Source organism: Streptomyces sp. NPDC088350, assembly GCF_044753545.1.
GTDB lineage: Bacteria > Actinomycetota > Actinomycetes > Streptomycetales > Streptomycetaceae > Streptomyces.
Genome location: NZ_JBIVNL010000018.1, coordinates 141,173 through 154,456, shown reverse-complemented (window position 1 = coordinate 154,456; position 13,284 = coordinate 141,173). Strand labels below are relative to the sequence as shown.

The window sequence follows — 13,284 nt, the reverse complement described above, 5'->3', positions numbered from 1 at the left end:
GCCACTGCCGTAGATCTGCGAAGGGGACGATGTGACGGACATCCCGGCGGGAGACATCTCGCGCGTCGGAGTGGTCGGGTGCGGCCAGATGGGCGCCGGTATCGCCGAGGTGTGCGCCCGCGCCGGCCTGGACGTGAAGGTCGCCGAGACCACCGGCGAGGCCCTGGAGATCGGCCGGACCCGGCTGTTCAACTCGCTGACCAAGGCCGCCGAGCGCGGCAAGATCTCCGCCGAGGAACTGGCGGACACGCAGGCACGGCTCAGCTTCACCACCGACCTCGGCGAGTTCGCCGACCGCGACCTCGTCATCGAGGCAGTCGTCGAGAACGAGCAGGTGAAGACCGAGATCTTCCAGGTGCTGGACCAGGTCGTGACCCGCCCCGACGCGATCCTGGCCTCCAACACCTCCTCGATCCCGCTGGTACGGCTCGCGGTCGCCACCTCGCGCCCCGACCAGGTCGTCGGCATCCACTTCTTCAACCCGGCTCCGGTGCAGAAGCTCGTCGAGCTGATCCCGGCGCTGACCACCTCCGAGGGCACGCTCGCCCGCGCCCAGCAGTTCGCCGAGAAGGTGCTCGGCAAGCACGCGATCCGCGCCCAGGACCGCTCCGGGTTCGTGGTCAACGCGCTGCTGATCCCCTATCTCCTCTCCGCGATCCGGATGTTCGAGTCGGGCATCGCCAGCCGCGAGGACATCGACAACGGCATGGAGCTGGGCTGCGCCCACCCGATGGGCCCGCTGAAGCTGGCCGACCTGATCGGCCTGGACACGGTCGCCTCGGTCGCGTTCTCGATGTACGAGGAGTACAAGGAGCCGCTGTACGCCGCTCCCCCGCTGCTCCAGCGCATGGTCGACGCCGGGCGGCTCGGCCGGAAGTCGGGGTCGGGCTTCTACAGCTACGCCTGAGCGGCTTCCGCGCGGCGACTCACCGTAATACTTTGGGCAGTACGGGCCCGGCACTCTTCGGAGTGCCGGGCCCGTCGCATTCACACACCGTGTGCGCGCCGGGCCCGCATATGCCGCTCGCACACTCTCCCCTGGTGTCCACCAGGGGAGTTGACTCTTCATGCGCATGCAAGGGATGTTCCGACTACGGAAAGGAGCGGACACGTGACCGCCGACCCCGAGCATCCCGTGGTCCATGGAGAACTCGCAGAGTTACGCCGCCGCCTCGATGTCGCCTACGCGCGGGTCGAGGGAGGGCTGGCCCTGCTCAGTCATCGCACCGAGGAGACGGACAAGGAAGTGGATGATCTGAGCGCGCGCATCGTTGCACTGGAGCACACGCGGTGGCCGCTGCCGGCTATTGCCACGCTGACCGCCGTGGGTGCCCTTGCCGTCACGGTCTGGCAAGTGCTGGGACGTTAGCTCTCGAAGGGCGGTCGGTTGGCTGCGGGTTCGTCGTGGCTGGGCGCGCCCACGCGGCGGAGCCGCAGAATGTCACCGCCCCGCGCCCCTTTGGGGCGCTCCTACGGGGCGCTCCTCAAGTGGTGCAACAGCATTAACGCCGCCGCCATGTTGGCGGCCGGGACCTCCCCGCGGGCGACCATGTCGGGTACGAGTTTGAGCGGAACCCACTCCCGGCGGTCCGACTCGAAGTCGTCCACGGGGTGTCCGGTGTACTCGCCCTCGTCGGCCCAGTAGATGTGGTGCCGGGCGTCAGTGAGCCCGTTGGACGGTTCCACGCTCATCAGGTGGTGCAGGGGCCCCGGCCGCCAGCCGGTCTCTTCCTCCAGTTCCCTGGCGGCCGCGAGCGCGATGTCCTCGCCGTCCTCCACGACGCCCGCCGCGAGCTCCCACCCCCAGCTGTCGGTGATGAAGCGGTGCCGCCACAGGAGGAGAACCTCGTTCGCTTCGTTGACCACCGTCGCCACCGCGACCGGCCTCAGCCGTATGAGGAAGTGGTCGAGGTGCCGGCCGTCGGGTAGTTCGACATCCGCGAGATTGACGCTGAACCAGCGGTTTGAGTACACAGTTTGTTCGTTCTGTTTCGTCCACTGCACGGTTCTGCCACCTTCCGTCGAGTAAGTGGCAATATCGCAGCAGGGACTGTGTTGTGGATGTCTGCGAGTTGTTGGTCTACAGCGGTACGCGCAGTGCCCCGTCGATGAGTTCGGCCGCCTCGGCCGTACCCGCGCAGTCGCTGCGCACCAGGTACTCGCGTACCGCGCGGAGTCTGTCGCGCAGCCGCTGGGACTCCATCCCCCTGGCCTGTTCGGCCATCTGGACCGCCGTGGCCACCGCTTTGTCGGCGTTGCCCTGGCGCAGTTCGATCTGGCTGAGCATGGCCAGCCGGTGCACCCGGCCCCGGTCGTGCGCCGGAGTGTCCACCGCCGCCGTGGCGTGCTCTCCCGCCGCCGTCAGATCACCGAGGCTGAGCAGCGCCTCCGCCACCTGGACGTTGACCAGGCCCGGCTGGACATAGCCGGTCTCGTCGGGTTCGTATCCGCGCCGGATGCGTTCGGCGGCCTGCTCGGCACGGCGGATGCAGGACAGGGCGCTGGTGCCGTCGCCGAGGTGGGCGTACGCCTTCGCCTGCATCGCGTACAGGTCGGAGGCGAGCGCCGGGGTGATCTGCCGTCCGGCGGCCCGCAGCGCGGCCTCCGCGAAGGCGACGGCCTGGCGGAACTCCCGCATGAACAGCGCCTGGTTGACGAGCAGCGCGATGACGTACGCGCCAAGTCCCCTGTCGTTGCTGGCCTTCGCCAGCCGCAGGGCCTGGTGGAAGTAGCGCTGGGCGAGGCCGTGCGCGTCGGAGTCGTAGGCGCAGATGCCCGCGATCGCCACCAACCCGCCCGTCGCCCGGTGCAGTTGGCGGCCGGTGGCGTCGGTGTAGCTGCCGCGCAGCAGCGGGGCGGTCTCGGAGTTGAGGAAGCCGACGATACGGGTGCGGGTCGCCACGCCGCCGGCCTTGCGGTACATCTGCTCGTAGTGGGCGCGGGCCGCGCGCAGCATCTCGATGTCGGCCATGCTCACCCGGTGCCGGCCGCCGCGCGACACGTCGACGTCGTCGGGCGGGTTCTCCCACTCCCACACGGGCATCACGGCGGGCGTTCCGGTGACCGCGGGGGCGCCCAGGATGTGCGGGCGCTGCTGTTCGTCGGAGCGCCACAGGGCGGTGGCCCGCTCGACGAAGCCGGAGAGGGAGGTGCCGTGCGGGGTGGACGGTTCGCCCGGTACGCCGAGGCCGATGTCGTCGAGCGTGACGGGGCGGTGCAGGCGGGTCGCGAGTACCTCGCAGATCAGGTCGGGCACCTGGCCTCGGGGGCGCTGGCCCTTCAACCACCGTGCTACGGCGGTGTGTTCGTACCGGAGTGCGAGTCCTCGGGCGCGGCCCGCCTGGTTCACGTGTGCGGCCAGTCCCGCGTGCGAGATGCCTGCCTCGTCGAGGATCGCGTCGAGGAGTGTGTTGGGCTGCATGGAGGGCCCCCCGGTGACTCGGTGCGGACAGAGTAGTGCGGTCCCGTGCACACGGGGTGTGAACGGAGTGCGTGGATCCGGGGTGTGTGCGCGCTGTTGCGGAGAGTGTCCGACCGGTTGACTGGGGTGCCTCGCAAGAGGCCGGCCGGGCCGCCGGCTCCCCCTCGTAAGTGCGGCGGCCTGGCTTTGCGGTGCACTGGCTAGCGGTGGTTCGTCGGCTGCGGCACCGTCGTGGCTTGTCGCGCAGTTCCCCGCGCCCCTGAGGGTGTGGGTGTGGGCCTGCGGTCGTTGCGTAAGACGAGTAACGCGACGTCATCTGTCGGGGTGCCGCCTGTGTGGCGGAGCAGTGCCGTGAAGACTGAGCCCAGGACCGACTGGGGTGCTGGGAGCGGATGTTGGGCCACCGCAGCGCTCAGCGCATCCTTCAACGGGAAGAAGCGGCCCCTCGTGTCACGGGCGTCCTCCGCTCCGTCCGTGTAGAGGAACAGCGCCTCGCCCGGCAGGAGTTGCCCGCAACAGACGAACGGCAGCTCGGTCGGCAGCGGGAACGGGCCGAGAGGCGGGAGCGGGTCCGCGCGGGCCAAGGACCGCACGCCTCCCCCGCTGAGCAGATACGGCCACGGGTGACCGCAGTTCAGACCCCGTACCGCACCGTCCCTGCCGATCTCCAGCAGCAGTACGGTGACGAACTCCTCGGCCACCGGACTGTCGGGGTCGAGGGCCCCCGTCGACGGGTGTTCCGCGCGGGCGCGTTCGCGGAGGTGGCGGGCGAGGGCGCGTTCGAGGCGGCGTAGGACGCCCTCCAGGTCGGGTTCGTCGTGGGCGGCCTCGCGGAAGCTGCCGAGGACGGCGGCGACCGTGCCGATCGCGGTGATGCCGTGGCCGCGCACGTCACCCATCACGACCCGGACGCCGTACTCGGTGGCGACCACCTCGTACAGGTCACCGCCGACCACCGCACCCCGCTCGGCGGAGAGTTGGGCGGCGGCGATGTTCAGGCCGTCGAGGCGGGGTGGCAGCGGGCGCAGCAGCGCGTTCTGGGCGGCGCCCGCGATCTGGCGGATCTGCCGGAGTTCGCGGAGCAGCGAGCGGCGGACCTGGACGACGAGACCGGTGCCGACCGCGAAGAACACGGCGCTGGTGACGATGCGGGCACCGAGGCCGTTCTCCTGGGCGAGCGGGCAGGCCAGTTTGTAGGTGATCGCTATGGCGCCCCAGACCGTGGGCAGCCCGAGGGCGAGCGCCCGGCGCAGTGGACTCCGGGCGCGCGGCCTCGGGCGCGGCCTGCGGGGAACCCCAGCCTTGATGCGGATCATGCCTGTGGCCCCCCAAATAGGCCCCGACAGCGCAATCGGACCGACCCCGAAAGGCCGGTCCGATTCTGTCGACCGCATGCCCCGATCGGGCCGGATCACCCGAACTTCTCACCCGAACGAGTGAGGTGACATGAGACACCCGCATTTATGCAGGTAGAGCCCGGAAAAAACACAGGCCAGGGGAAGCGCCCCTTTTCCTAGGGGCGGGGGGAACTGCGCGACCAGCCAGAACGAACGCGCACCCGGCAACCCACCGCAGCCCCCCACCCCTCAGCCGCGAAGCACCGCCCCGACTCGCTCACCGGCAAGCGAAACCGCCGTATCCCGAGCCGCAGACGCCTCATCCACAGTCAACGTCCGGTCAGCCGCCCGGAACCGCAACGCATACGCCAGCGACTTCTTGCCCTCGCCAAGCTGCGCAGCGTTCTCGTACACGTCGAACAGCCGGATGGACTCCAGCAGTTCACCGGCACCCTCGCGCAACGCACCCTCGACATCCGCATGCGGCACCGAGACATCGACGACCAGCGCGACATCCTGCGTGGCAACGGGGAACGTGGAGATCTTCGGCCCCTTGGGAACCCCTGCGGACGCCGACTCCAGCACATCCAGGTCAAGTTCCATCGCACTGGTACGCGCGGGCAGACCCAGCGTCTTCAGTACACCGGGGTGCAACTCCCCCGCGTATCCGATGACTTGCTCAACACCCTCGACGACAACCGCGAGTTCCGCGCAGCGACCGGGGTGCCAGGGCCCGTACTGCCCGCCCCGCACAACGAGTTCCGTACCGGCCTCACGTGCGAGCACCCGCGCCGCCTCGACCGCGTCGGCCCAGTCGGACGGACGGCCCTTGCCCCACCAGCCGGCCTGCTCGCGGGCTCCCGTGAGGACGACCGCGGCGTGCCGGGGCTGGGCGGGGAGCGCCTCGGTGAGGGAGGCGATCTCCTCGTCGGTGGGACGCCGGTCGACAGGCAGCCGGACCGCGACCTTGAGCTCCTCACGCGGGTGGAAGACCAGGCCCGTCTCGAACAACGCGAGATCATGCGCGCCACGGCCGTCGTTGCGCCGCAGCGCACCCAACAGCCCCGGCAGCAGCGTCGTACGGAGCGCGGGCTCCTCGTCGGAGAGCGGGTTGACCAGCTTGACGACCTTGCGGTTCGGGTCGTCGGCGGCCAGGCCGAACTGGTCGAAGACGTGCTCGCCGACGAAGGGGTAGTTCGGCGCCTCCACGTAACCGGCACCGGCCAGCGCGCGGCCGACCCGGCGGTGCAGGCGCTGGCGGTCGGTGAGGCCCCGGCCCGCGGGGGGCTTGGGGAGCGTGGAGGGCAGGTTCTCGTAGCCCTCCAGGCGGATGACCTCTTCGGCCAGGTCGTTCGGGTCGGTGAGGTCGGGGCGCCAGGACGGGACGGTGACGATCAGCTCGTCCTGCCCGTACACGTCGCAGCCGACCTGCTGGAGACGCCGTACGACCGTCTCGCGGCCGTAGTCGACGCCCGCCACCTTGTCCGGGTGGTTGGCCGGGATCGTGATGGTGTGGGGTGCCGACGGGGCGATGACCTCGGTGACGCCCGCGTCCGCCGTGCCGCCCGCGAGGAGGACCAGGAGGTCGACCGTGCGCTGGGCGGCGGCCGACGCGGCCTGCGGGTCGACGCCGCGCTCGAAGCGCTTGGACGCCTCGGAGGCCAGCTTGTGGCGGCGGGCCGTGCGCGAGATGGAGAGCGCGTCGAAGTGGGCGGCCTCGACGACGACCTCGGTGGTGGTGTTCTCGGTGTCGTCGATCTCCGTGTTCGCGCCGCCCATGACGCCCGCGAGGCCGATGGGTCCGCGGTCGTCGGTGATCACCAGGTCCTGGGCGTCCAGCGTGCGCGTGACGCCGTCGAGGGTGGTGAGCTTCTCGCCCTGCTCGGCCCGGCGCACGCCGATCGGACCCTGGACGCGGGTGCGGTCGTAGGCGTGCAGGGGCTGGCCCAGTTCCAGCATCACGTAGTTGGTGATGTCGACGGCGAGCGAGATCGGGCGCATGCCGGCCTTCTGGAGGCGGCGGGTCAGCCAGAGCGGGGAGCGGGCCTCGGGGTCGAGGCCGGTCACCGTGCGGGCGGTGAAGCGGTCGCAGCCCATCGGGTCGGCGATCCGCACCGGGTAGCCGAAGGCGTTCGGCTGCGGCACGTCGAGCAGGGCCGGGTCGCGCAGCGGGAGGCCGTAGGCGATGGCGGTCTCGCGGGCGACGCCGCGGATCGACAGGGCGTAGCCGCGGTCGGGCGTGACGGCGATGTCGAGGACCTCGTCGACGAGCTGGAGCAGCTCGATCGCGTCGGTGCCGACCTCGTGCTCGGGCGGCAGGACGATGATGCCGTGGGAGCCGTCGTCGCCCATGCCCAGCTCGTCGCCGGAGCAGATCATGCCGTGCGAGGTCTTGCCGTAGGTCTTGCGCGCGGCGATCGCGAAGCCGCCGGGCAGGACCGCGCCCGGGAGGACCACGACGACCTTGTCGCCGACGGCGAAGTTGCGGGCGCCGCAGACGATCTCCTGGGGCTCACCGGTGCCGTTGGCCTGGCCGACGTCGACGGTGCAGAAGCGGATGGGCTTCTTGAACTCCGTCAGCTCCTCGATGGTGAGGACCTTGCCGACGACGAGGGGACCCTTGAGGCCGTCGCCGATCTGCTCGACGGTCTCGACCTCCAGGCCGACCGAAATGAGCTTGGCCTGGACGTCGCGGCCGGTCTCCGTCGCCGGCAGGTCGACGTACTCCCGCAGCCAAGAAAGCGGGACCCGCATCAGATCTCCATCCCGAACGGCCGGGTGAACCGGACGTCACCCTCGACCATGTCTCGCATGTCTTCGACGTTGTGGCGGAACATCAGCATCCGCTCGATGCCGAACCCGAAGGCGAATCCGCTGTACTTCTCCGGGTCCACCCCGCAGGCGACGAGGACGCGGGGGTTGACCATGCCGCAGCCGCCCAGCTCGATCCAGCCCTCGGAGGAGCAGGTGCGGCAGGGGCGGTCGGGGTTGCCGACGGACTCGCCCTTGCAGACGTAGCAGAGCATGTCCATCTCGGCGGACGGCTCGGTGAAGGGGAAGTAGTTCGGCCGCAGCCGGGTCTTCATCTCCGCGCCGAAGAGCGACTGGACCATGTGGTCCAGGGTGCCCTTGAGGTCGGCCATGGTGAGGCCCTCGTCGATGGCGAGGAGCTCGATCTGGTGGAAGACCGGGGTGTGCGTGGCGTCCAGCTCGTCCGTGCGGTACACGCGGCCGGGGCACACGATGTAGACCGGCGGCTCGCGGTCCAGCATGGCGCGGGCCTGCACGGGCGAGGTGTGCGTGCGCAGGACGACACCGGACTCGTCGCCCGAGCCCGCGGCGGAGCCGCTGTCAGATACAGCCTTGGGGCCCTGGACGAAGAAGGTGTCCTGCATCTGCCGGGCCGGGTGGTCCGGGGTGAAGTTCAGGGCGTCGAAGTTGAACCACTCCGCCTCGACCTCGGGGCCCTCGGCGATCTCGTAGCCCATGGACACGAAGACGTCCGCGACCCGTTCCATGAACGTGGTCAGCGGGTGCCGGGCGCCGGCCGGTACGCGGTCGTACGGCAGCGTGACGTCCACCGCCTCCTCGACCAGGACGCGGGCGTCGCGGTCGGCCTCCAGCTCGGCCTGGCGGGTGGCGAGGGCCTTGTTCACCGCGCCGCGGGCCTGACCGACCAGCTTGCCGGCGGCTGCCTTGGCGTGCGGGGGCAGGGCGCCGATCTCGCGGTTGGCGAGGGCGAGCGGGGAGGTGCCGCCGGTGTGGGCGACCTTGGCCTCCTGGAGCGCGTCGAGGTCACCGGCGGCGGCGAAGGCGGCGAGCGCCTCGTCCCGCATGCGCTCGATCTCTTCCGGTTTCAAGGCCTCGACCTCTACAGGGTCGTACGACTTATTCGGTGCCGACATCTCTTCCCGTGCTTCCGGTTGGCTGGCGGATGGTCCCCGTCGACGACTCGGAGACGAATCGTCCACATCGATCGAGGGACGCAAAGGTGCCAGAGGCCGAGTCTAACGGGGGTGAAGTGTGGAGACGCGCCCGTGGGTCCTCGGTCGGCGCTACTGCAGATACGCCGGGGTGCCCACGGGCAACGTAAATCGGAACTCGGCGCCGCCGCCCGGGGCGCGGCCGACCGTGATGGTGCCGCCGTGGGCTTCGACGATGCCCTTGACGATGTACAGGCCAAGGCCGGTGCCGCCGCGCTTGCTGCCCCGCCAGAAGCGGGTGAAGACGCGGTTCATGGACTCCTCCGGGATGCCTGGGCCCTCGTCGCTCACCGTCACCGATGTGCCGGTTTCCTCCCCCTCGCGGGGGGACGCCGAGGCCGTGACGTCAATGGTGACGGTTCCCTCGCCGTGGCGCACCGCATTTTCCAGCAGGTTGCTGAGGACCTGGTCGACCTTGTCGGGGTCGGCCCACAGGTCGGGCAGCGGCTGTTCGACGCGGAGCAGGAACCGGCCGGCGGTCTGTCCCGCGGCGACGTAGGCCTGGATGTGGCGGCCGACGGCGGCGCCCATGTCGACGGGCTGGCGCCGCAGTTCGAGCCGTCCGGAGTCGATGCGGGAGATGTCGAGCAGCTCGGCGATGAGCCGGGTGACGCGGTTGGCGTCGGCGTCGACGGTCTCCAGCATCAGCCGCTTCTGGTCGTCGGTGAAGCGTTCCCACTTGGCGAGCAGGGTGGCGGTGAAACCCTTGACGGAGGTGAGCGGCGAGCGCAGCTCGTGGGCGACCGTCGCGATCAGCTCGGCGTGGCTGCGCTCGGTGCGGCGCCGGGCCTCGGTGTCGCGCAGGGAGACGACGACGCGGCGGACCGGGCCGAGGGGTTCCGTACGCACATAGCGTGCCGTGACGAGGACCTCGTGGCCGCCCGGCAGCAGCAGGTTGCGCTCGGGCTGCCGTACCCGGATGGCGAGTCCGCCGTAGGGATCGGTCAGCTGCCACCAGCGGCGGCCTTCCAGGTCCTCTAAGGGGAGGGCCTTCTCCAGTCGCTGTCCGAGGGCGTCGGCGGCGCGGACGGCGGTGATGCGCTCGGCGGCCGTGTTGAAGCAGACGACCCGGCCGTGCTCGTCGGCGATCACCAGGCCGTCGGGCAGTTCGTCGGGATCGACGCCGAGGCCGGTGAGGTCGTCGTGCCGGGCCGCGGACGGCCGGGGCACACCCCGTGCTCCCGGCGCACTGCTCGTGCCGACAGTCATCCCCGTACCCCACCTCTTCTCATACGGCGCAGGTGGCCCCCGAGCTGGTCACCCTACTAGCTGTCGGTGACAGAGCGGCACCCTCCGGAGGCGCGCTGTGCACGGGCAGACGCATACAGACATACGGCGGCGGCGGTGGCCAGGTTCAGACTCTCGGCCTTCCCGTGGATCGGAACCCGCACGACGGCGTCCGCCAGTGCGCGCGTCTCCTCCGGAAGCCCCCACGCCTCGTTCCCGAACACCCACGCGGTGGGCCCGCCCATGGTGCCCTGGTCCAGCTCGTCGTCGAGATCGTCGGTCCCGGCCCCGTCGGCGGCGAGGATCCGCACCCCGATGCCCTTGAGCCCGGCCACGGCCTGCTCGACGGGCACTCCGACGGCGACGGGCAGATGGAACAGGGAGCCCACGGACGCCCGTACGGCCTTGGGGTTGTAGAGATCGACAGAGGCGTCGGTCAGTACGACGGCCTCGGCACCGGCGGCGTCGGCGCAGCGCAGGACGGTGCCGGCGTTCCCGGGGTCGCGCACGTTCGCCAGTACGGCCACGAGCCTGGGCCGGGCGCGGAGGATCTCCTCGAACGGGGTGTCGAGGAACCGACAGACCCCGACCAGCCCCTGCGGCGTGACGGTGGTCGAGATATCGGCGATGACCTGCTCGTCCGCGAGATGCACCCGCGCACCGGCGTCACGGGCCTCACCGACGATGTCGGCGTACCGCTCCGCGGCTTCGACGGTGGCGAACAACTCGACAAGCGTGTCCTTGTACCCGGCGGCTTCGCGCACGGCTTGCGGCCCCTCGGCCAGAAACAGCCGCTCCTTGCTCCGGAAGTTCCGCCGCGCGAGACGCCGGGCGGCGGCGACGCGGACAGACCGGGGAGAAATGAGTTCAGGGCCGGACGGGGACATACTCTGGTTCACCTTCAAATCTCAGGACAAGGGTATTTCCCTAAGGGGCGCGGGGAACTGCGCGACCAGCCACGGACGACCCGCACCCGACCAACTACCGGACCGGGGTTGACAGCAAAGAACCCGCAGGCCTGAAAACCTGCGGGTCCTTCAACTCACGGCTAAAGCCAGCGCAGCGTCACGCGGCCTTGGGCGCGTTGACGTCGCTCGGCAGCGCCTTCTGAGCAACCTCGACCAGCGCGGCGAACGCACCGGCGTCGTTGACAGCCAGCTCCGCGAGGATCTTGCGGTCGACCTCGATGTTCGCCGCGTTCAGACCCTGGATGAAGCGGTTGTAGGTGATGCCGTTGGCGCGGGCAGCGGCGTTGATGCGCTGGATCCACAGCCGACGGAAGTCGCCCTTGCGCTTCTTGCGGTCGTTGTAGTTGTAGACCAGCGAGTGGGTGACCTGCTCCTTGGCCTTGCGGTACAGACGCGAACGCTGACCGCGGTAGCCGGAGGCCGCTTCGAGGATCGCCCGGCGCTTCTTGTGGGCGTTGACTGCCCGCTTGACGCGTGCCACTTGTTTAACTCCTTGTAGCGGGGCCGTGGTGGGACTCACACGGCCCGGAATCGATGGGGTCCCGGTCCAGACGTACGGCACTCAGGGCGAGCGCCGCGTACGTCACTTGCCGAGAAGCTTCTTGATCTTCTTGGCGTCGCCCGGGGCCATCTCGGCGTTGCCGGCGAGGCGACGCGTCACACGGGACGACTTGTGCTCGAGCAGGTGGCGCTTGCCGGCACGCTCGCGGAGCACCTTGCCGGAGCCGGTGATCTTGAAGCGCTTGCTGGCACCGCTGTGCGACTTGTTCTTCGGCATAGCGCCGTTATCTCCTCGTCGGTGGCGCTCCGGTGCCCGGTCGTGAAACCGGGCACAGGTGGAGCGTCGCTCTTGTATCGGTTACATCCCTGGACTGGCGTCCGGGGATCAGGCGTCGGCGCGAGCCTCGGCCGGGGCCTCGACGGTCTCGGCCTCGTCGACGACGTCCTCGTCAGCGATGTCCTCGTCTCCGATGACTGCGCCTTCGATGTCTTCGCCTTCGAAGTCGGACTCCGCGGCGTTCTGCGACTTGCCCGGGTTGGCCTTCGCTTCGGCCTTGCGGGCCGCCTGGGCCTCGCGGGCCTCGGCCATCGCCTCGGTCTTCTTCTTGTGCGGACCGAGAACCATGATCATGTTTCGGCCGTCCTGCTTCGGGTTCGACTCGATGAACCCGAGGTCCTCGACGTCCGTGGCGAGCCGCTGCAGCAGTCGGTAGCCCAGCTCGGGCCGGGACTGCTCGCGACCACGGAACATGATCGTGATCTTGACCTTGTCGCCCTGCTTCAGGAACCGGACGACGTGACCCTTTTTGGTGTCGTAGTCGTGCGGGTCGATCTTCGGCCGGAGCTTCATTTCCTTGATGACCGTGTGCGCCTGGTTCTTGCGCGCCTCACGGGCCTTCATGGCCGACTCGTACTTGAACTTCCCGTAGTCCATGAGCTTGCAGACCGGCGGACGAGCGTTCGCCGCCACCTCGACCAGGTCGAGGTCGTACTCCTGCGCGAGCTCAAGGGCCTTGGCAAGCGGAACAATCCCGACCTGCTCGCCGCTCGGACCGACAAGTCGCACCTCGGGAACGCGAATCCGGTCGTTGATACGGGGCTCGGTGCTGATGGATCCTCCTCGGTTAGCACCACACGGCCATCTGGCGGACGGCCGCGTTTGTCTTTGGTAGACAGACCCAACCGCGCCGGAACATGAAAAATGCCCCGGACGATCACAAGACGGGGCTCCAAAACACTGCCGGAGCACCGCCGCGATGATCGCGGGGCGCGCTTTCGGGCGACTCCATCGTCCGTACGGAACGATGGTGACCGCCTGACCGGGGTGACCCGCCGTCCGTGCGGACAGTCAGGTGGGAGATCGGAGCCTCCACTTGTTGGCCGGGCACAGCAGTGCCTGGCCGGTCATCACACAAGGTTAGCAGCTCCCCGGGGGTGGTGCGAACCGCCGTACACCGGGCCCTATCGTGTGGGGCATGAGTGACACGCCTTCCGAGTCCCCCGATGTTGACGCCCCCGACTTCGACGCCATGGCCCGCGACATCGCGGAGGTCCCGGCGGTCGAGGTGATCGTGACGGTCGCCGTCAACCTGATGAGCGCCGCCGCCGTGAAGCTCGGTCTGACCGACGAGGGCGACAAGTACAAGGACCTGGACGAGGCCCGCAAGCTGGTCACCGCCCTGGCCGGCCTCCTCGACGCGAGCGCGACCGAGATCAGCTCGTTCCACGCGGCCCCGCTGCGCGACGGCCTGAAGTCCCTGCAGCTGGCCTTCCGCGAGGCGTCCCTCGTCCGCGACGAGCCGGGCCAGGGCCCGGGCGAGAAGTACACGGGCCCGATCTACGGCTAG

General features: G+C 69.6%; 12 protein-coding genes and 1 pseudogene. 3 read left to right on the top strand and 10 right to left on the bottom strand.

Annotation, left to right across the window (positions count from 1 at the left end):
* The first annotated feature begins 31 nt into the window (after positions 1-31).
* Complete coding sequence (locus ACIQBL_RS44045; protein WP_401953536.1) at positions 32-907, top strand: 3-hydroxybutyryl-CoA dehydrogenase; 876 nt, start codon at positions 32-34, stop codon at positions 905-907.
* Between the two features lie 204 nt (positions 908-1,111).
* Complete coding sequence (locus ACIQBL_RS44040) at positions 1,112-1,369, top strand: hypothetical protein (protein ID WP_401953533.1); 258 nt, start codon at positions 1,112-1,114, stop codon at positions 1,367-1,369.
* Positions 1,370-1,470: 101 nt separating this feature from the next.
* Here the strand turns inward: ACIQBL_RS44040 and ACIQBL_RS44035 are convergent, their stop codons facing one another.
* From ACIQBL_RS44035 to infC, 10 genes and pseudogenes are all read right to left on the bottom strand, one after another.
* Complete coding sequence (locus ACIQBL_RS44035; protein WP_401953531.1) at positions 1,471-2,004, bottom strand: NUDIX hydrolase; 534 nt, start codon at positions 2,002-2,004, stop codon at positions 1,471-1,473.
* Between the two features lie 76 nt (positions 2,005-2,080).
* Entirely contained in the window at positions 2,081-3,421 is a 1,341-nt protein-coding gene (locus tag ACIQBL_RS44030; protein ID WP_401953529.1) for a transcriptional regulator, read from the bottom strand.
* Between the two features lie 200 nt (positions 3,422-3,621).
* Complete coding sequence (locus ACIQBL_RS44025; protein ID WP_401953526.1) at positions 3,622-4,737, bottom strand: PP2C family protein-serine/threonine phosphatase; 1,116 nt, start codon at positions 4,735-4,737, stop codon at positions 3,622-3,624.
* A 270-nt stretch (positions 4,738-5,007) separates the two neighbouring features.
* Positions 5,008-7,512 carry a phenylalanine--tRNA ligase subunit beta gene (gene pheT, locus ACIQBL_RS44020; protein WP_401953524.1) on the bottom strand — a complete coding sequence of 835 codons (2,505 nt, stop codon included), beginning with the start codon at positions 7,510-7,512 and terminating at the stop codon, positions 5,008-5,010.
* A complete protein-coding gene (pheS, locus tag ACIQBL_RS44015) occupies positions 7,512-8,663 on the bottom strand; it encodes a phenylalanine--tRNA ligase subunit alpha (protein ID WP_401953522.1) in 1,152 nt (383 codons plus the stop codon). Before pheS ends, pheT begins: the two co-directional genes overlap by 1 nt.
* Positions 8,664-8,813: 150 nt before the next feature.
* On the bottom strand, positions 8,814-9,950 hold the full coding sequence (locus ACIQBL_RS44010; protein WP_401953519.1) for an ATP-binding protein: 1,137 nt from the start codon (positions 9,948-9,950) through the stop codon (positions 8,814-8,816).
* Positions 9,951-10,006: 56 nt separating this feature from the next.
* On the bottom strand, positions 10,007-10,855 hold the full coding sequence (locus ACIQBL_RS44005; RefSeq protein ID WP_401953516.1) for a TrmH family RNA methyltransferase: 849 nt from the start codon (positions 10,853-10,855) through the stop codon (positions 10,007-10,009).
* A 178-nt stretch (positions 10,856-11,033) separates the two neighbouring features.
* Positions 11,034-11,417, bottom strand: a complete 384-nt coding sequence (gene rplT / locus ACIQBL_RS44000; protein ID WP_019066261.1) for a 50S ribosomal protein L20 — start codon at positions 11,415-11,417, stop codon at positions 11,034-11,036.
* A gap of 102 nt (positions 11,418-11,519) precedes the next feature.
* Positions 11,520-11,714, bottom strand: coding sequence for a 50S ribosomal protein L35 (rpmI, locus tag ACIQBL_RS43995; protein ID WP_077964850.1), 195 nt, complete (start codon positions 11,712-11,714; stop codon positions 11,520-11,522).
* A gap of 108 nt (positions 11,715-11,822) precedes the next feature.
* Positions 11,823-12,573: pseudogene (gene infC / locus ACIQBL_RS43990) on the bottom strand (translation initiation factor IF-3).
* A 339-nt stretch (positions 12,574-12,912) separates the two neighbouring features.
* Between infC and ACIQBL_RS43985 the strand changes: the two are divergent.
* Positions 12,913-13,284: a DUF1844 domain-containing protein gene (locus ACIQBL_RS43985; RefSeq protein WP_401953513.1), complete on the top strand. Its 372-nt coding sequence runs from the start codon at positions 12,913-12,915 to the stop codon at positions 13,282-13,284.

Excerpts from the sequence above, each read along its gene's own strand:
- ACIQBL_RS44025 (WP_401953526.1), bottom strand. The coding sequence starts at position 4,737 with ATGATCCGCATCAAGGCTGGGGTTCCCCGCAGGCCGCGCCCGAGGCCG.
- ACIQBL_RS43985 (WP_401953513.1), top strand. The coding sequence starts at position 12,913 with ATGAGTGACACGCCTTCCGAGTCCCCCGATGTTGACGCCCCCGACTTC.
- ACIQBL_RS44005 (WP_401953516.1), bottom strand. The coding sequence starts at position 10,855 with ATGTCCCCGTCCGGCCCTGAACTCATTTCTCCCCGGTCTGTCCGCGTC.
- ACIQBL_RS44030 (WP_401953529.1), bottom strand. The coding sequence starts at position 3,421 with ATGCAGCCCAACACACTCCTCGACGCGATCCTCGACGAGGCAGGCATC.
- pheS (WP_401953522.1), bottom strand. The coding sequence starts at position 8,663 with ATGTCGGCACCGAATAAGTCGTACGACCCTGTAGAGGTCGAGGCCTTG.
- ACIQBL_RS44010 (WP_401953519.1), bottom strand. The coding sequence starts at position 9,950 with ATGACTGTCGGCACGAGCAGTGCGCCGGGAGCACGGGGTGTGCCCCGG.
- pheT (WP_401953524.1), bottom strand. The coding sequence starts at position 7,512 with ATGCGGGTCCCGCTTTCTTGGCTGCGGGAGTACGTCGACCTGCCGGCG.
- rpmI (WP_077964850.1), bottom strand. The coding sequence starts at position 11,714 with ATGCCGAAGAACAAGTCGCACAGCGGTGCCAGCAAGCGCTTCAAGATC.